General features: G+C 70.3%; 15 protein-coding genes. 11 read left to right on the top strand and 4 right to left on the bottom strand.

Annotated elements, in window-relative coordinates; translation table 11 throughout:
* The first annotated feature begins 76 nt into the window (after nucleotides 1-76).
* A complete protein-coding gene (locus ACWEFL_RS04895; protein WP_451707501.1) occupies nucleotides 77-1,636 on the top strand; it encodes an alpha/beta hydrolase in 1,560 nt (519 codons plus the stop codon).
* 848 nt (nucleotides 1,637-2,484) lie between these two features.
* Nucleotides 2,485-2,910 carry an RICIN domain-containing protein gene (locus ACWEFL_RS04890; RefSeq protein WP_451707498.1) on the top strand — a complete coding sequence of 142 codons (426 nt, stop codon included), beginning with the start codon at nucleotides 2,485-2,487 and terminating at the stop codon, nucleotides 2,908-2,910.
* 48 nt (nucleotides 2,911-2,958) lie between these two features.
* Here the strand turns inward: ACWEFL_RS04890 and ACWEFL_RS04885 are convergent, their stop codons facing one another.
* Entirely contained in the window at nucleotides 2,959-3,681 is a 723-nt protein-coding gene (locus tag ACWEFL_RS04885) for a uracil-DNA glycosylase (protein ID WP_451707496.1), read from the bottom strand.
* A 263-nt stretch (nucleotides 3,682-3,944) separates the two neighbouring features.
* Here ACWEFL_RS04885 and ACWEFL_RS04880 point away from each other — a divergent pair, with 263 nt between their 5' ends.
* Entirely contained in the window at nucleotides 3,945-4,307 is a 363-nt protein-coding gene (locus tag ACWEFL_RS04880) for a DUF488 domain-containing protein (RefSeq protein WP_451707494.1), read from the top strand.
* 161 nt (nucleotides 4,308-4,468) lie between these two features.
* Here the strand turns inward: ACWEFL_RS04880 and ACWEFL_RS04875 are convergent, their stop codons facing one another.
* Nucleotides 4,469-4,948: a CGNR zinc finger domain-containing protein gene (locus tag ACWEFL_RS04875; RefSeq protein ID WP_451707491.1), complete on the bottom strand. Its 480-nt coding sequence runs from the start codon at nucleotides 4,946-4,948 to the stop codon at nucleotides 4,469-4,471.
* Nucleotides 4,949-5,053: 105 nt separating this feature from the next.
* On the opposite strand from ACWEFL_RS04875, the gene ACWEFL_RS04870 reads away from it, so the two are divergent.
* Nucleotides 5,054-5,920: an alpha/beta fold hydrolase gene (locus tag ACWEFL_RS04870; RefSeq protein ID WP_451707488.1), complete on the top strand. Its 867-nt coding sequence runs from the start codon at nucleotides 5,054-5,056 to the stop codon at nucleotides 5,918-5,920.
* A 65-nt stretch (nucleotides 5,921-5,985) separates the two neighbouring features.
* Here the strand turns inward: ACWEFL_RS04870 and ACWEFL_RS04865 are convergent, their stop codons facing one another.
* Entirely contained in the window at nucleotides 5,986-6,171 is a 186-nt protein-coding gene (locus ACWEFL_RS04865; RefSeq protein ID WP_451707485.1) for a hypothetical protein, read from the bottom strand.
* 1,307 nt (nucleotides 6,172-7,478) lie between these two features.
* Between ACWEFL_RS04865 and ACWEFL_RS04860 the strand changes: the two genes are divergently transcribed.
* The 7 genes from ACWEFL_RS04860 to ACWEFL_RS04830 all read left to right on the top strand — a co-directional run bounded on the left by ACWEFL_RS04860 (nucleotide 7,479) and on the right by ACWEFL_RS04830 (nucleotide 15,819).
* Nucleotides 7,479-7,721, top strand: coding sequence for a hypothetical protein (locus ACWEFL_RS04860; protein WP_451707483.1), 243 nt, complete (start codon nucleotides 7,479-7,481; stop codon nucleotides 7,719-7,721).
* A gap of 52 nt (nucleotides 7,722-7,773) precedes the next feature.
* On the top strand, nucleotides 7,774-8,475 hold the full coding sequence (locus ACWEFL_RS04855; protein WP_451707481.1) for a response regulator transcription factor: 702 nt from the start codon (nucleotides 7,774-7,776) through the stop codon (nucleotides 8,473-8,475).
* Entirely contained in the window at nucleotides 8,472-10,004 is a 1,533-nt protein-coding gene (locus ACWEFL_RS04850) for a sensor histidine kinase (RefSeq protein ID WP_451707478.1), read from the top strand. The genes ACWEFL_RS04855 and ACWEFL_RS04850 overlap by 4 nt, the downstream gene beginning before the upstream one ends.
* Nucleotides 10,005-10,215: 211 nt before the next feature.
* A complete protein-coding gene (locus tag ACWEFL_RS04845; protein ID WP_451707475.1) occupies nucleotides 10,216-12,483 on the top strand; it encodes an MMPL family transporter in 2,268 nt (755 codons plus the stop codon).
* Between the two features lie 127 nt (nucleotides 12,484-12,610).
* Nucleotides 12,611-13,774, top strand: a complete 1,164-nt coding sequence (locus ACWEFL_RS04840; protein ID WP_451707472.1) for a sensor histidine kinase — start codon at nucleotides 12,611-12,613, stop codon at nucleotides 13,772-13,774.
* A gap of 15 nt (nucleotides 13,775-13,789) precedes the next feature.
* Complete coding sequence (locus ACWEFL_RS04835; protein ID WP_451707469.1) at nucleotides 13,790-14,521, top strand: response regulator; 732 nt, start codon at nucleotides 13,790-13,792, stop codon at nucleotides 14,519-14,521.
* Nucleotides 14,522-15,321: 800 nt separating this feature from the next.
* On the top strand, nucleotides 15,322-15,819 hold the full coding sequence (locus ACWEFL_RS04830) for a nuclear transport factor 2 family protein (RefSeq protein ID WP_451707467.1): 498 nt from the start codon (nucleotides 15,322-15,324) through the stop codon (nucleotides 15,817-15,819).
* Nucleotides 15,820-16,278: 459 nt separating this feature from the next.
* On the opposite strand, the gene ACWEFL_RS04825 is transcribed toward ACWEFL_RS04830, so the two are convergent.
* Complete coding sequence (locus tag ACWEFL_RS04825; RefSeq protein ID WP_451707465.1) at nucleotides 16,279-17,073, bottom strand: alpha/beta fold hydrolase; 795 nt, start codon at nucleotides 17,071-17,073, stop codon at nucleotides 16,279-16,281.
* Nucleotides 17,074-17,364 lie beyond the last annotated feature (291 nt).

Below are 17,364 nucleotides of genomic sequence, written 5' to 3'. Positions count from 1 at the left end.
ACTGGCGATCCTGCGGTCCGTCCCTCCGGACCACTGAAGAGCGCCATTCAACATCCCAGCGAACGAAGGCACTCCATTGCTCCTGAGACGACGAGCGACCTCCAAGATCGCCTTGGGCGTCGCCGCGGTACTCGCCGCCGCACTCTTCGGCACTACGGCCGCGGCCGCACCCACGGCCGGGCCCGGTTCGTCGGCGGCCGCGCCGGCTACCGTGTCCGCGTTGGCCTGGCAGGGTTGCGGCGGCGACATCCCCGCGACCGTCGAGTGCGCGACCCTCAAGGTTCCCCTCGACCACCGCAAGCCGGGCGGCAAGAAGATCGATGTATCGCTGTCGCGGATCAAGGCCGCCGACCCCGCCAAGCGCCGCGGTGTCCTCTTGTTCAACCCGGGCGGCCCCAGCAGCTCCGGGCTCTTCTACCCCCTGGCGTTCAGCGGCTATCTGCCGCAGTCCGTGAAGGACCGGTACGACCTGATCGGTTTTGATCCGCGCGGGGTCGGTGCGAGCAGTCCTCTTGCCTGCGGGACGGTCAACGCCGGCGAGCGGAAGACGTACCGGCCCTACGCGGAGGCGACGTTCGCCAAGGACGTCGCCTGGGCGCGCGACATCGCGGACCGGTGCCGGAACCTCAACAGGGAAACGCTCCCGTACATCAGCACCCGCAACACGGCACGCGACATGGACATCATCCGTGAGGCCCTCGGGGAGCGGAAGATCTCGTACTTCGGGCTGTCGTACGGGACCTATCTCGGTTCTGTATACACCCAGTTGTTCCCGCACCGGGCCGACCGGTTCGTCCTGGACAGCGCGGTCGACCCCAAGCGGGTCTGGCGGAGCATGGCGCAGTCGTGGGCGGTGCAGGCCGAGGTCACATTCGACCGGTGGACGCAGTGGACCGCCCGCCATTCGGCGCAGTACGGACTCGGTGACACGCCCGCCGAGGTCGAGAAGCTGTTCTGGGACATCGTGGCGCGCGCCGACCGGGAGCCGCTCGATCTGGGCGGGACCATCTTCAACGGTGCCGATGTGCGCGAGTACATACGCTGGGAGATCTCCCACCCGTCGCTCGCGGCAGGGACTCTGGGGCTGCTGAGGGACGCCGCCGCGGGCAAGCCCGTCCTGACGTTCCCGATCTTCGTGCCGACCGACAACGAGCTGGCGAGCTACATGGCGATCATGTGCGGTGACGTTCGCTGGCCCACCGACCCGGCCGTCTACCAGGCCGATGCCCGGCGCGACAGCATCCGTTATCCCTTGTACGGGGACTCCGTCTCGAACATCTTCCCGTGCGCGTTCTGGGGCCGGCCGGCCGAAGCGGCCACCAAGGTCGACAACAAGGTCCCCGCGCTCATCGTCCAGAACGAATGGGACCCGCAGACGCCCCTGGCCACGGCGCTCGGCCTGCGGCGCGCGCTGAAGGGCTCCCGGCTCGTCACCGTGGACGAGGGCCAGGGCCACGGCGTCTACTCGCTCGGCATCAGCGCCTGCGCCGACGATGTCACCACGGAGTATCTGACCACCGGAAGGCTTCCCGCCGGGGACGTCACCTGCGCCGCCGACCCGAGCCCCGCGGCCGCCGACTCCCGCTCCACCACGCCGAACTCCGCCCCGGCCCGCCGCCCCTTCTTCGGCCACTGATTCCCCACGGGCGACCTCCGAGGGAGTTCACCGCGCTCCTGGCCTGACCGACCAGTCGCGCCCGGCCCGAACGGCTCTGATGTCAGCTACCGCGCCCCCACCACCGCGCCGGGATCGCACAGCCCGGGTCGCCGAACGGTCACGCTCCGCCCGGTTCCCTCCCGCACCCACGCGGGAGGGAACCGGGCGGCAAGCGAAGGCCCGAGCACAGGGACAACCACAGGCGCGCGACCCCAGGGGCAGCCAATGGCCGGCTCAGGGCCCAGGCCGAGGACGGGATCGGCGTGGCGGGATGTGCCGGCATGGTACAGGCGGGGGGTCCTGGGTCAGCCTTGTCAGGTACCAAGGACGGCTCACCGGCCCCCGCCCCTGGACGACTGGACCCTGATCGCCTGGAACGCCATCACCCTCATGACCCGCGTATCACCCTCGGCACCAACAGCCCCGACTGGCTCCCCGTCACCCCACCCCGAGCCCTCCAGACCAACCGCCACGCGGAGGCGGTGTGACGGTTCGTCTGGTCCCTGCCGCTCGGCGCCTGGAATCGTCTCCCGCCGACCACGCACTCCGCCCCTGACCGTTCAGCACTGCCTCGTGGCCCATCTCAGTGATGTGCCGGGACAGGGAAACCCATTCAGAGAAAGAACCGGGACAAAATCGCATAATCGCCGCAGGCTCCGCGCGAGTGCCGGAGTCTCCGGCAACAGAAGGGTCAAACGACCATGCGTACACATGCGGTGATTTCTGCGGGGGTGGCGGCGGTGGGCCTGAGTGCGCTCTTGGCCGCCCCGGCGACGGCAACGCCGACCGCAGGGACCAGGGCGACGCAGGAAGTGCCGATCCCAGGGGTGCAGTACCACATCCGTGCGCTGCACTCCGGCAAGTGTCTCGACGTACGCGGCGGCAGCCAGAACGACGGCGCGATCATCCAGCAGTACCGCTGCAATGGCACGGCAGCCCAGACGTGGGTACTGCACGGGGTCACCGGCGGGTTCGAGATTCGCGCCCTGAACAGCGGCAAGTGCGTCGACGTCAAGGGCGCCAGTAAGGCTGATTACGCCGCCGTAGTGCAGTACCGGTGCGGCCTGGGCGCCCCGAACCGTACCTTCCGGCTCCAGCCCGGCATGTTCGACCAGGTCTTCCAGATCCAGGCCGTCCACAGCAACAAGTGCCTGGACGTCAAGGGCGCCAGTCAGCAGGACGGTGCCCCCGTCGTGCAGTACGAGTGCAACCCTGCGGCAACGGACCGCAACTGGGTCTTCGAACGAGTCTGACCATCTCCCGAACCGCACGCCTCTCGGCAACCAGCATGGCGCGGGGGCCTACGGGTCCTGCCGTTTCCGTGGGAGCCCGGCGACAACGGCACCCCGGTGCAGCACGTCGCGGAGCATGGTGGGGGTCAGGGTCCGGGTGGACATGTTGCGCTGGCTGGGGTGGTACCCGCCAACGAGGCACACCTGCCGTTCGCTGCTTGCGTCGGTAAGGAGGGCTTCGGCGCCGTGCTCGAAGGTCGGGCGGGGGCGGGGCATCTGCCAGCCCGCGGCCGTCAGCACGGGCAGCAGCGCCTGCCAGGCGAAGCCGCCGAGCACCACGACGGCTCGCAGGGTCGGGCGCAGAAGGTCCAGTTCGCGGGCGAGCCACGAGCGGCAGGTGTCGCGCTCACCGGTGGTGGGCCGGTTGTCGGGTGGTGCGCAGTGCACGGGTACCGTGATCCGCACCCCGTACAGCTCCAGCCCGTCGCCCCGATGGGTGGCGATGGGCTGCGACGCCAGCCCGATGTCGTACAGCGCGGCGTACAGCGCGTCGCCGGACGGGTCACCGGTGAAGATCCGCCCGGTGCGGTTGCCGCCGTGCGCGGCCGGGGCCAGACCGACGATGGCCAGCGCCGCGTCCGGCGGGCCGAAACCGGGTACGGGACGCGCCCAGTACTCCCAGTCCCGAAATGCCCTGCGTTTGACCCTGGCGGCCTCTTCCCGCCAGGCCACCAAGCGCGGGCACGCCCGGCAGGTGGCCACCACCGCGTCGAGTTCGCTCGCAGAGTTCACCCGGGGAGCCGTCCGTGCGGGGAAATCCGGTGACTCGGGCGGCGGATGTCTGCCGGTCACCTCGTGCCCCTCGTCGATTCGCCGTACGGGACGCCGTCGCCCCGCGCCGAACCGCCGGTGGTGACTGGCTCGGCGGGATCTCGACGGGTCCGCATGAGCTGCCTCCGATAAAATGGGCGATTCGGGACCATCCGCTTCGCGGCAGGGCACGTTGTTCACCCGCTCAAGGCCGGGGCGGCCGACCGATCTGGAAGGGCACCGTCATGGCCAGACAGATCACCTGTCGCAGAGTCTACGAGGAGACTGGTCCGAAGGACGGCAAGCGCGTGCTGGTCGACCGGGTCTGGCCCCGGGGCATGCACAAAGAGGACGCGCATCTGGACGAGTGGCTGCGGGACGTCGCACCCTCCGGCGAACTGCGCAAGTGGTACGGCCACGAGCCCGGCCGCTTCACCGAATTCCGCCGCCGGTACCTGGCAGAGCTGCGCGACGCCGGGCACCGCGAGGCGGCCGAACATCTGCGTGACCTTGCGGCGCACGACAGGCTCATTCTGCTGACCGCCACCAAGGACGTGGACCACAGCCAGGCCGCTGTTCTCGCCGAGTGGCTGACCAAGAAAAGCTGACCAGCACGTGAGACACGGGCGGTGACGGGCACCGTCGTCGACGCGAACCCGCCCGAAGCTCGGCCCGTGCTGATCCGGCCTCGCAGGTGTCACGCCGCCAGGTCGAAGACAGGGGGTCGTCTGCGATAGCGATAGGCCGCGTGCGGGGCGTGGGGGACGGGTCAGTGGGTGCGTTCGTAGTGGCGACGAGCTTTTTCGCGGTTGCCGCAGACGGCCATCGAGCACCAGCGGGCACGGTTGGCGCGGCTGCGGTCGAGCAGGAACAGCTGGCACTTGTCGTTGGCGCAGGGGCGTAGCCGACCGGGCAGCCGCTTCTCGGTGGCGGCCCAGGCGAGAACCACTTCGACGGCCAGCCGGGCGTGCGGGGGAGTCTTGACCGTCCACTGAAGACCGTCCGAAGTGATCTCCGGGATCTGGTGGACCCCTTCGAGCAGCGGGCTCAACGCGGCGGGCGACCTTTCTCCGCGCACTATGTCCCGCAGGATGTCCCGCGTCTCGCGCAGGAGTGCCAGTTCCGCGAGGCTGCCTTCGCCGCCGTGCTCCCGCGCCCAGCGTCTGCCTCCGGCCGGGTCGCCGAGCGCGTCCTGTTCCTCGCCGTTGACCAGTGGCCTGCTGTTGAGCAGGTCCAGCAGCGTGTCCATCGGTCACTCCTCCCCCTCTAACTAGATCAAGCTGCTTGACAGGTTAGCTCACTCGTGCTTGCCTGATGAAGAGCTAACCGCATTGACTACCTGAAGAGGTTAGATATGGGCTCGGTGCACCACCGGACCGCCACTGTCGACGGTCATGAGATCTTCTTCCGCGAGGCCGGCCCCGCCGACGCCCCCGCGATCGTCCTGCTGCACGGCTACCCAACCAGCTCGTTCATGTTCCGCGAACTCATCCCGCTGCTGGCCGACGACTACCACGTCATCGCGCCGGACCACCTCGGCTTCGGCCACTCCGACGCCCCCCTCGCAGGGGAGTTCGCCTACACCTTCGACGCCCTCGCCGAACTCACCTCCGGGCTCCTCGACCAACTGGGCCTGGACCGCTACGCCCTCTACGTCCAGGACTACGGCGCCCCCATCGGATGGCGCCTCGCGCTCAAGCACCCCGAACGGATCTCCGCCCTCGTCACCCAGAACGGCAACGGCTACGAGGACGGATTCGTCGAGTCGTTCTGGACCGACCTCTGGGCCTACGGGGCGAACCCCGGCCCCGACACCGAACCCGCCGTCCGCGCCGCGCTGAGCGTCGACGCCATCCGCTGGCAGTACGTGCACGGCGTGCCCGACCCCAGCCTGGTCAGCCCGGACACCTGGGAGCACGACTTCGCCCTCGTCTCCCGCGAGGGCAACGACGAGGTCCAGCTGGCGCTGTTCCGCGACTACCAGAACAACCGCCCGCTCTACCCGCTGCTGCACGAGTTCCTTCGTACGAGCGAGGTCCCGGTGCTCGCTGTGTGGGGCCGCAACGACGAGATCTTCGGCCCTGCAGGGGCGCGGGCCTTCGCCCGCGACGCCAAGGACGCGGAGGTGCACCTGGTCAACGGCGGTCACTTCCTGCTGGAGAGCCACCTGGACGTCGTCGCGGGATACCTGCGGGGCTTCCTCGGGCGGGTGCTGGGATAGGTGGGGCCGGCCGGGCCGGGGAGCGGGCCCGACTGCCCCGGGAGGCGGGGCGTCGGGCCGCCGGGTCAGCCGATGATCGTGTTGAAGAAGAGCACCGCGCCGGCGAAGGCCGTGCCCGCGGCCAGGGCCGCGCCGGCGGGAGCGCCGTCGGCGGCGATGGTCAGGACGGCCGCGCCGAGCGCGGCCAGCACGCCGAGGAGCAGGATGATCGCCGCGCGCTGGCCCAGCAGCGGCTCGTTGGGCTGGTACATGGCCGACTCCACATGGTCGGGGACGGGCTGCCGTCCGGTGGGGTGTGCTGCTGAGGGGCATGGGAACCGGGATTGCCGTGACCCGTCTGTGAGTTCGTCGCACGCGGGCCGACGGAGGTGGACGTCGTCGAGGGGTGTCCGGCCGCCGGCAGCCGGGGTCGGCATCTGCCGGTGTGGCGCGGACGGTACGCGGGTTCCCCACGAGCGGGTGAGCCGCGGAGCCGGAAGGGGGGTGGCGGAAGCTCGGAAGGCACAACGGACGTACGGGCGGGGGAGTTTCCATCGGCACGGCCGTCCGGGGTCCCGTCGAACCTCGAACGGCGCCCGGAAGCCGGGCCGGAGAAGAGGAACGGGGCTCTTGCCGCCGGCTGCACGGCGTGGAGCCGCTGAAGAGGGATCGGGGCCGCGGGAGGAGCGGCCGATGCGGGAAGACGAGGAGGCGGGGCACGGTGTGACACACCGTGGTCACATGGAACGCCCGGGGCCGGATCCCCGTCAAGTCACCTCGGGCACGGCGCGGGGAACCGGCAGGCAAGATCACACGGGAGTGGGAAGCAAAGGAAACACGGGCCGGCCGGGGAGGCGGTCCACGCAGCGCAGAGTTCCCGGCCCGAGCCCCCGCTCCCGGTCCGGTATGGAGTTGTGCCGGGCCACGCCCGCCCGCAGCCCCGAGCCCGGGTGATGTGCGTGGGCGACGGCTTGGACGGTGTGGTGGAGGCCGTTGCCGCGCTGGCGGCAGTCGCGGAGGATCTTGCTTCCAGGCACCGGCCGAGTCCCGGAACGAGGCTGGCGGGCACGGGTGCCGGCGGGTGGTGCCGCCGTGCTGTTCGAGGTGGTCCGCGAAGGGAATGTCTGTATGCCTGTGCGGACACTCATAGTGCGAGGCGGTGGCGGATCGAAAACCCGTCGGGGCACCTCCAGCCGGGAGCCGGAGGCCGGGCGGGGCGAAGCAGGGGTAAGCAAGGCCGCGCCGATGGCCAGGGCCACACGACGGCTGGAGGTCCGCCCTTGACTCCGCTGTCAAGGCGGTGACGGCCGGCGTACGCCTATGGGGCCTGTCCGGGATCTTCGAGGCGCCTCACGGGCTGCTCCAGTCTCACACGTCCCGCCGTAGCGGGCCTATGTGTGAGTTTCCTGTGAGTTCCCGCCTCAAAGGCCGCTACCTACCTGATCGGTGCAGGTTGCACGCCTGACTCTCCCATGCGGCGCTCATGTCCACCCATCTGTTCCCACGTTCGCATACGACAGTGGAGCGGTGCCCTTGGCCATCCCGGGCACTGCTGCCTCCCATCGGCTGTGGAGACTCGATGATCGAAGTACGTGGACTGACCAAGCGCTACGGCGGGGTCCAGGCGTTCGCGCCGGCGCTGCCCGGAGGGTTCGGCGACCGGGTGTCGAAGTTCTGGCCGCCCATCGCCGGCGGGCGGAACAGCACTGCCGTCCGTGATCCGGAGCTGCTCGGCCCCTGGGCCGGGCTCGGCGTCATGGCCGGGTGTGTGGCCGCGCTGCCGGTGGCGGCGTTCGTCGTGTTCCGCAAGCGCGATGCCTGACACGACAGGGACACTGGACATGCGGACGATCACCGGTCGGGGGGCAGATGCCATGACGACGAAACAACGCCTGCTCCTCGTGGAGGATGAGCCGACGTTGCGCGAGCTGCTGTCAGCGAGCCTGCGGCTGGCCGGCTTCCACGTGGTGTTGGCCGAGACCGGCGCCCAGGCGCTGGACGCGGTACGCGACGAGCACCCGGACCTGATCGTGCTGGACGTGATGCTGCCCGACACCGACGGCTTCGAGGTCGCCCGCCGCCTGCGCGAGCAGCCGAGCGCGGGCGACGGGCATCCGCCGATCCTCTTTCTCACCGCACGGGATGCGGCTGAGGACCGGATCAGCGGGCTGCGGATGGGCGGCGACGACTACGTCACCAAACCGTTCAACCTGGAGGAGCTGATCCTCCGGATCCAGGCGGTGCTGCGCCGCACCAACGGCCGTCAGCCCGACGACCGCCTCACAGTGGGCGACCTGGAGCTGAACGTCGCCGGCCACCAGGCCACCCGAGGCGGAGTTCCGGTGCCCCTGTCCCCGACGGAGTTCAATCTGTTGCGCGTGCTGATGGAGAACGCCGGACAGGTCCTGTCCAGAGAACAGCTGCTGGAGCAGGTCTGGCATTACGATTTCGGAGGCGACGACTCCATCGTGGCCTCCTACATCAGCTACCTCCGCCGAAAGATCGACACCGGACAGGCCAAGCTGATCCACACCGTGCGCGGCACCGGTTACGTCCTGCGCAGGCCCCCGACGTGAGCATCTGGTCCCTGCGTAGCACGGCCGCACGACTGTCGCTGCGCGGACGTCTGGTGGCCATCTGCCTGCTGCTGGTCGTGGCCGCCCTGCTCGTCGGCAACGCCCTGCTGGTCGCCCTCCTGCAACGGCAGTTGGTGGACCAGCTGGACGAGCGGCTGCGCACCGCCGCGGCAGCGGCGGCGCGGCTGCCCGACCTCACCGAGGAATCCGACGCGAGCGCGCCCCACGTACGCGATGCGGTGGAGCGTGAGCTGACCGGGGACGTCTACGTGGCCCGATTCGGCGCCGACGGCCGACTGCGGCAGACCCTGCGCCCGGCCGTGGGCCGTGCACCTCACCTCCCGTCCTTGGACACAGCGGCCGTCGAGGCCCGCGGCACCGGCCCCTTCCAGGCCCCGGCCCAAGGCGGCGGCAGCGAGTGGCGGGTGATCGCCGTGCCGGTGGAGCCCTCCCCGCGGCAGGAGACGGACACGTCCTTCTCTTCCCCGGGTTCCTCGGAAAGCGTCGTCGTGGCCGGTTCGCTGGAATCCGTCAACACCACGATCCGGCATCTGGGGCTGCGGATGCTGGTGATCGACTCCTTGGTCCTCGTCCTGCTGGGAGGTATGGGCTGGTTCGCCGTGCGTGCCGGTCTGCGTCCGCTGCGCCGTATCGAGACGACCGCTGCCGCCATCGCCGGCGGCGACCTGTCCAGCCGGGTTCCCGAGTCGGCCTCCACCCGTACCGAACTGGGACGCCTGGCCACCGCCCTCAACGGCATGCTGGACCGGATCGAAGCCGGTGACGCGGCGCGGGCTGCCACCCATGACCGTATGCGCGCCTTCATCGCGGACGCCAGCCACGAACTGCGCACACCCTTGTTCGGGATCAAGGGCTTCACGGAGCTGTACGGCATGGGCGGCATGCCCGAGCGTACGGATGTCGACACCGCGATGAACCGCATCGAGCGCGAAGCAGCCCGCCTGGTGCGCATCGTCGAGGATCTGCTGCTGCTCGCCCGCCTGGACGAGGAACCCACCGCGCGGGCCCGGCTGCCGTTGCGTGTGACCCCCATGGACCTGCGCACCCTGGCCGCCGACGCGCTGCACGACCTCAAGGCCCTCGATCCCGAGCGGGCCGTCACCCTGACCGGCCCCGGCGGCGGTCCACCGGGCGGCGCACCCGTCCTGGGGGACGAGGCGAGGCTGCGCCAGGTCATGTCGAACCTGGTCGGCAACGCCATCGCCCACACCCCGCCGGCCGGCCCGGTACGGATCGGCGTCGGCACACACGACGGGCAGGCGATCCTCGAACTGAGCGACCAGGGCCCTGGGATGACAGCCGAACAGGCCGCCCGCGCCTTCGACCGCTTCTACCGCGCCGACACCGCCCGCGGCCGGACCCAGACCGGCGGCGCCGGCCTCGGCCTGTCCATCGTCCACTCCCTGGTCACCGCCCACCACGGCCGGGTGGAACTCCACACCGCCCCCGGGCAGGGCGCCACCTTCCGCATCCTGCTCCCACGGCACACCGACGCACACAACGACTGAACAGGCCCGCGCGCCGTGCTCCGACCGCACCGCCGTGGGCCGAGGCACCCTGCCCCGCGCCGCGGCCGGGCTACGCGCCGGGGATGAGACGCCGCACCGTCTCTACTTGCTTTTCAGTACACGGGAGTCTCACCAGGGCCGACGACACGGCCCCGGCCGGCCCGCGAGGGTGAGGAGCGTTCCCGATTCCCAGATACGGAGATGTCTTTTCATGGCGACTTTCTTGCACCGGGTGGGCCGTTGGGCCTTCCGGAGGCGTCGCACCGTCCTCCTGGTGTGGGTAGCGGTACTGGCCGCTGTCTTCCTCGCCGCTGCCAACGCACCCGAAGCGCCGGACGAATCGTCCTCCCTGCCCGGCATCGAGTCCCAGGAAGCGTTCGACCTGCTCAACGAGCGGTTCCCGGGCGCCGAGGCGGACGGTGCGGAGGCCCGCATCGTGTTCGTCGCCCAGAGCGGGCAGCAGGTCACCGCCGCTCCCAACCGCGCGGCCATCGACGAACTCGTCACCACGGCGGCCAAGGGGCCCCAAGTAGCAGAGGCGACCAGCCCCTTCGAGAGCGACGCCGTGAGCGAGGACGGCTCCACGGCGTACGCCACCGTCACCTTCAAGGTCGCGTCCGATGACCTCGAGGACGCCGGCAAGGCGGCACTGACGAAAGCCATCGAGAAGGCGCGGGACGCCGGCCTGACCGTGGAGGTCGGCGGTTCCGCGCTGGAGACGGAGGCGGCGGAGGGCCTGGGCGAGGTACTCGGCGTCTTCGTCGCCGCCGTGGTCCTGGTGATCACCTTCGGGTCGCTGGCCACCGCGGGACTGCCGCTGATCACCGCCGTCCTGGGCGTCACCGTCAGTCTGGCCACCATCACCGCCCTGAGCAGCGCCTTCGGGTTCTCCTCCACCGTCGGCGAACTGGCCATGATGCTCGGTCTCGCCGTCGGTATCGACTACTCCCTGTTCGTGGTCTGCCGCTACCGTGAGGAGCGGGCCAAGGGCCACCCTGCGCACGAGGCCGCCGCCCTGGCCGTGGGCACGGCGGGAAGCGCCGTCGTGTTCGCCGGACTCACCGTCGTCATCGCCCTGCTCGGCCTCTCGGTCATCGGGGTGCCGATGCTCACCAAGATGGGCCTGGGCTCCGCCGGCACGGTCTTCGTCGGCGTACTGATCGCGCTGACCGCCGTACCGGCCCTGCTCGGCTTCTGGCCCGACGCCGTGCTCTCCCGCCGTACCCGCAAGGGCCGCGGTCCGACCGGCGGGGGCGAGGGCAGGGGCCACGCCGGGGGAGCGGAGGGCGAAGCGGTGGGCGAGAGCGGCGGCAAGACGCCCATGGGTGTTCGCTGGGCACGGTTCGTGGTGCGCAGGCCCGTGCCGGTACTGCTTCTGACGGTGGTCGGTCTGGGCGCGCTCGCCGTCCCGTCCCTGGACCTGCGGATGGGGATGCCCGGAGACGGGGCCAAGTCCACCGCCACCACGGAGCGCCGGGCCTACGACGCGCTCGCCGATGGCTTCGGCCCGGGGTTCAACGGCCCGCTGACCGTGGTCGTCGACGCCAAGGGGGCCGACGACCCCGAGGCCGCCGTGCGGGCCGTCTCCGACAAGCTGTCCGGCACCGACGGAGTCGTCTCCGTCTCTCCGGCCCGGTTCGACGAGGCGAAGGACACCGCGGTGCTGTTCGCCGTCCCGTCCACCGCGCCCACCAGCCGGCAGACCCAGGACCTGGTCCGCACGATCCGCGACGAGCGGCACGCGATCGCGTCCGCCACGGGCGCCGACTTCAAGGTCACCGGCACCACCGCGCTGAACATCGACCTCGGCCGGAAGATGCAGGACGCTCTCATCCCCTACCTCGGGGTGATCGTCGGTCTCGCGTTCCTCCTCCTCGTACTCGTCTTCCGGTCGATCCTGGTGCCGCTCAAGGCCGCACTCGGCTTCCTGCTGTCCGTGGCCGCGGCCCTGGGCTCGATCGTCCTGGTCTTCCAGCAGGGGCACGGAGCGGGCCTGTTCGGCGTCGACGAAACCGGCCCGATCATGAGCACCATGCCGATCTTCCTCGTGGGCATCATCTTCGGCCTCGCCATGGACTACCAGGTCTTCCTCGTCTCCCGGATCCGCGAGGCCCACATCCACGGAGAGGGGCCGGGCCAGGCCGTCGTCACCGGGTTCCGGCACAGCGCCAAGGTCGTGGGAGCGGCGGCGCTGATCATGATGGCCGTGTTCGGCGCCTTCATGACGGGCGGCGAGTCCATCGTCAAGATGGTCGGCTTCGGCCTGGCCAGCGCCGTCTTCTTCGATGCCTTCGTCGTCCGCATGGCCTTCGTGCCCGCCGTCCTCGCGCTGCTCGGCAAGCGGGCTTGGTGGCTCCCGCGGCGACTGGAGAAGCTGCTGCCGCGCGTGGACGTGGAAGGCGAAGCACTCACCCGGCGGGCCGCCCAGCCGTCCGACCCGAGTGATCAACCGGCATCGGAGACTGTCCGATCCGTCTGATCTCCGGACACCCAGGGGCCGCTCGTGCCGGACACGAGCGGCCCTTCCCGCCCTGCCCCTGCTTCCGTCCGCGCCCCCTGTAGCGCCGTGCGGAGCCACCCTCAGTCGATCTCGCTCGGAGGAACGCATGGTCGCCCGTTGGCGCCGGCTCGCCGACCAGCACCCCCGCCTCGTCGAGGCGGCCTTCCTGCTGCTGCTGTACGCGGCCATCGGCAACCAGTACCGCCGGGCCGGCACCGATGCCGTCTGGTGGCCCGGGTTCGCCATCGCGGCGCTCACCTGTGCCTGCCTGTCGGCCCGTCACCGCCACGCGGGTTCGGCAGTGGTCATGACCACCGTCGTCACCGCCGTCGTCGGCGGCCTGGGCGGCATGTTCGGCCCACTGCTCCTGCTCCCGGTCGTCGTCGCGCTGTACGAACTCGCCCTGCGCGCCTCGCGGCGGAGCATCCGAGCCCACTGCCTCTTCGCCGTCCTCGTGCTCCTGCCCGTAGCCCTGCGCGCGGGCCAGGACGGCGAGCCCTGGGCGGACCAGGCGGTGAGCCTCGTCTTCTGGGTCCTGCTGCCCGTCGTGTACGGCTCGGCGGTACGGGCGCGCCGCGCGTATCTGGACGCCGTACACGCACGCGCCGAGCACGCCGAGCGCACCCGGGAGGAAGAAGCCCGCCGCCGTGTCATCGAAGAACGCGTCCGCATCGCCCGGGAACTGCACGACGTCGTCGCCCACCACATGGCCCTCGCCAACGCCCAGGCCGGCACCGCCGCACACTTGTGGAGCACTCGCCCGCAACAGGCCGGGAGCATTCTGACCGACCTGATCGGTACCACGACGGCGGCCCTGCGCGAACTGCAAGCCACCGTCGGCCTGCTGCGTCAGCCCGACGAGACCGAGGAACCCCTCGAACCGGCCCCCGGCCTCGCCCTGTTGCCCGACCTCGTCTCCGCCTTCGCCTCCGCGGACCTGCGTGTCACCGTCACCGCCGAGGGGGAATGCCGCCCACTGTCGGCCGGCACCGACCTGACCGCCTACCGCATCCTGCAGGAGGCTCTGACCAACGTCGCCAAACACACCGCGGTGGACACCGCGCACGTACACCTCACCTACAGCCGTGACCTGCTCACGCTCACCGTCAGCGACGCCGGAAACCCGGCCCCGCCTCCGCACGCGCCCAGCGGCGGATTCGGTCTCATCGGCATGCGCGAACGCGCCCGGTCCGCGGGGGGCCGCCTCACCGCCGGCCACCGCCCCGACGGCGGATTCGCCGTCGTGGCGGAACTTCCCATCCAGCCATGACCCCTTGGAGCCCCGATGACGATTCGCGTTCTGATCGCCGACGACCAGGCCCTGCTGCGGGCGACCTTCCGCGTACTGATCGACTCCTGCGACGACCTCGAAGTCGTCGACGAAGCCGCCGACGGGCAGCAAGCCCTTGCCCTCGCCCGCGTCCACCGCCCGGATGTCGTCCTCATGGACATCCGCATGCCCGGCACCGACGGCCTGGCCGCGACCGCGGCCATCTGCGACCACCGCGACCTGCGCGCCACCCGGGTACTCGTCCTCACCACCTTTCAGACCGACGAACACGTCGCCCAAGCCCTGCGCCTGGGCGCGAGCGGATTCCTCGGCAAGGACGCCACCGCCGAAGAACTCCTCGACGCGGTCCGCACCGTCGCCGCGGGCGACGCACTCCTGTCCCCGGCCGCCACCCGCTCGTTGATCACTCGCTTCCTGTCCGCCCCGCACCCCGCCGCCGACATACCCGAGTCCGAAGGCATCGCCGGCCTCACCCCCCGGGAGCGCGAGATCTTCAGGCTGGTCGCAGCGGGGAAATCTAATGCAGAGATCGCCGATGAACTCTTCCTCAGCCCGCTGACAGTCCGCACGCACGTCCAGCGTGTCAAAACGAAGATGAACGCACGCGACCGTGCCCAGCTCGTCGCCTTCGCCTACCAATCCGGTACGGCCCGCCTACGGGAACATGAGGGGCGCGCGTTCTCCGGACAAGGATCCGACCGTTCATTCACACAACTCGACGAGTAAGAACGAGGGGGGGCGAACTGCTGGAAGAACTCGCCGCACTCGCGGCGGAGAAGACCGCCGCCGGCAGCCTCCGGCTGGTGGGCGCAGCGCGGCGAGCCCTGCGGCGGCGGGCACGTTGGGGTGTTGCGGTATCTCGGCCGCCGGGCTGAGGGCGTGCATGGCGGCATTTGTCAGCGGCGGCGGACGATGATCGCCCGCAAGCCCTGGCACCGGCCCCGGCATTGGGGGCCGGGGTGGTGGTGTGGGGCATCTGTCTCACCCTTGGTGCGGGTGGCGCACTGAAGAGGACCGCGTCGTTCCTGGGAGCACGGGGACCTGGCTCGCGGTCTCCGGGGAACTTAGCGTGAGTGGCATGACGACCTGGACACCAGGAAAGCGCCTGCGAAGCGGGCCTGTGCAGGTGAGGGCGCCTGGGACCGGTACGCCCCCGGGAGGGCGGCGGCGTGTCGTCGCGCCGGGAGGCAACTCGCCGTGTCAGCGGCGGAAGCGCATGCTCCGTAGTGGCTTCCTCCTCCGCGTTGCGGTGGCACGCACCAGACCCCGCCAGAGCCGTCCTCCGGGCGGGCGACGCTCCTTGGAAAAAACTTCCCAGGGCGAGTAGACGCCTGCACGGGTTCCTGCCGAGTCCGCGGACCGCGGTCCGCGCACCCCGGCGGCACCGGTCTCGGCGCGGCCGGGACCTTCGACACAGACATGCCGCACCACGGGGGCTGCGTCTTTGCCCGCGAGGACGGCGACGCCCACCGGCGAATCAAGGAGGAACGACAGTGAGGGACGGCACTTTGAGGCAGAGTCGGCGCATGCTCGTGACAGCAGGGATCACCGGCGGGCTGACCATGCTGGCCGGGACGGCGTCCGCGTCGGCGGGACCGGGCACGGACAGGGAGGCGGCGCCCGGGCGGCCTGCGCGCGAACGCCGTAACAGGGCGGCGGTCATCCGGGCCTTCGAGCGGCACAACGCCGGCGGCGACGTCTTCGACATCCTCCACGACGACGTCGAGTGGACGATCGCCAACGGCCGCACCTACACGTCCAAGACCGAATTCCTCGCGCAGGGCGCGGCACCGGTCAGGGACCGTCTGGCGTCAACGCTCATGAAGACGATCCAGGACGTGCGCAGTGACGGCGACACCGTGATCATCCGCTTCCAGGGCGATGCGACAGCGACCGACGGTCTCCCGTACCACAACGAGTACTGCTGGGTCTGGCAGCTACGGGCCGACCGCGTCGTACGCAGCCACGCCTACCTCGACATGATCGCCGTACGGGAACTCGTCGACCGCATCCCGATCGGCTGATCCCCCCTGCCCCCGGGCACGGCCACCGGATCGTCGCGGTCGCCGCCTCCATCGCCGCGTCCTTGCTCGGACTCGCCTACCTCGCAGTCGAACGAGCGCACACTGTCCAGCGGCTGCCGCCTCGGACCATGCGGTCATCGGCGGTGGCCTTCGGATTCCTCAATGTCCGCCGCCACCAGCTGAGCCGCCTTGAACTCCGCGCGGCTGACGGCGGCGCACGGGGCGTCCGCCGGGCGGTCGCCGCCACGGCCCGGTCGGCGGGGACCGGATGTCCGCGGAGACCGCGGCTCGTACAGCCGATGTCCACGCCCGGGTACGCGATGGCCGGGGCGGGTCTTGCGACCCGCCCCGGCCATCAGGGTTTCACCAGGGCGGTGATCCGCGGGAGCCGCGCCCGGGACAGGGCCGCGCCCCGGTCCCGATCACGGGCCGCCGTACTCACCGACTCCGCCTGTGCGTTCAGCGGGATTCCGGCGACGCCAGGAAGTCCCGGACCAGTCCGACGAAATCGTCGGGGTTTCCGATCCAGTCCATGTGACCCTGCCCCTCGATTTCGGTGAGGGTGCTGCCCGGAATACCGGAGTGCAGGTGACGGGAACCCTCGATGGGGACCATCTCGTCCTGGGTGAATCCGATGACGGCGGTCGGAGCGGTTATCTTCGGCAGGAGGGCTCGGACATCGCTCCCGAGAGCCACTTCGATCTGCCGGGAGACACCGGGTTCGGGCCATGCGTGGTTGGCGAGCGAAGCCGCCAGACCCTCGTGGCCCCAGCTGTTGACCGCGACCGGGCTGAAGCCGGTCAGGGTGGTGAACCTCCTGAACAGGTCGACGTCTGTGGCCAGCAGCTTGGCCCAGGTCTCGAAGTAGAACCGGTGGCGCGGATCCTGATGCGCCCAGGAGCCGACCAGCACGAGCTTGTTGACGAGATCGGGGCGGTTGGCCGCCACCGTCGCGGCCACAGCACCGCCGAGCGAGAAACCGACCAGGTCCACGGGGCCGCCGACGGCGTCGTCGATGGCGCCGACGACCTGCTCGGCGAGCCGGTCGAGCGTCAGCGGCCCGCCGCCGTCGGTGGTCTCACCACTGCCGCTGAGGTTGGGCCGGATGACGGTACGGTCCTCGGCGAAGGACTTGACCACGGTTCCGAAGGCTCCTTCGGCGCTGCCGCCGACCCCGTGCACAAGCGCGAGGCCGGGACCGCTGCCCTCGACCTCGTAGTGCACGGAACCCTCGGAATACTTGGCATGGGGCATGAGAATCGTCCTTCCCTGACCGGCGAATGATCGTGCTGACGCTCACCGGACGGATTACGGCTTTGCGATGAATTCTCAAGTGGCAATCGCCTTCTGGAATTCCCTCCGAAGAGCCGGGGCGTGGCGCCGGTGAACTCGTTGCCGAGATTATCAGCCGAGGTTCGCGGACGTATCCGAAGCAGCCGGGACATTGGTCCTAGGGCTTATTACCGACCCTCGGAACAGTTCGAGCGGGAATATCCACGCGTTCGGCCGGAGAGGGACTTTTCGCAGGCATCCGCACGGCCATCC

The organism is Streptomyces sp. NPDC004838, from assembly GCF_053600955.1.
This window is presented reverse-complemented; position numbering and strand designations above follow the sequence as displayed.

What these genes read in the sequence shown, in the direction of transcription:
- ACWEFL_RS04845 (WP_451707475.1), top strand. Translation starts at nt 10,216, where the DNA reads ATGGCGACTTTCTTGCACCGGGTGGGCCGTTGGGCCTTCCGGAGGCGT.
- ACWEFL_RS04855 (WP_451707481.1), top strand. Translation starts at nt 7,774, where the DNA reads ATGACGACGAAACAACGCCTGCTCCTCGTGGAGGATGAGCCGACGTTG.
- ACWEFL_RS04865 (WP_451707485.1), bottom strand. Translation starts at nt 6,171, where the DNA reads ATGTACCAGCCCAACGAGCCGCTGCTGGGCCAGCGCGCGGCGATCATC.
- ACWEFL_RS04875 (WP_451707491.1), bottom strand. Translation starts at nt 4,948, where the DNA reads ATGGACACGCTGCTGGACCTGCTCAACAGCAGGCCACTGGTCAACGGC.
- ACWEFL_RS04880 (WP_451707494.1), top strand. Translation starts at nt 3,945, where the DNA reads ATGGCCAGACAGATCACCTGTCGCAGAGTCTACGAGGAGACTGGTCCG.
- ACWEFL_RS04860 (WP_451707483.1), top strand. Translation starts at nt 7,479, where the DNA reads ATGATCGAAGTACGTGGACTGACCAAGCGCTACGGCGGGGTCCAGGCG.
- ACWEFL_RS04835 (WP_451707469.1), top strand. Translation starts at nt 13,790, where the DNA reads ATGACGATTCGCGTTCTGATCGCCGACGACCAGGCCCTGCTGCGGGCG.
- ACWEFL_RS04840 (WP_451707472.1), top strand. Translation starts at nt 12,611, where the DNA reads ATGGTCGCCCGTTGGCGCCGGCTCGCCGACCAGCACCCCCGCCTCGTC.
- ACWEFL_RS04825 (WP_451707465.1), bottom strand. Translation starts at nt 17,073, where the DNA reads ATGCCCCATGCCAAGTATTCCGAGGGTTCCGTGCACTACGAGGTCGAG.
- ACWEFL_RS04870 (WP_451707488.1), top strand. Translation starts at nt 5,054, where the DNA reads ATGGGCTCGGTGCACCACCGGACCGCCACTGTCGACGGTCATGAGATC.
- ACWEFL_RS04830 (WP_451707467.1), top strand. Translation starts at nt 15,322, where the DNA reads ATGCTCGTGACAGCAGGGATCACCGGCGGGCTGACCATGCTGGCCGGG.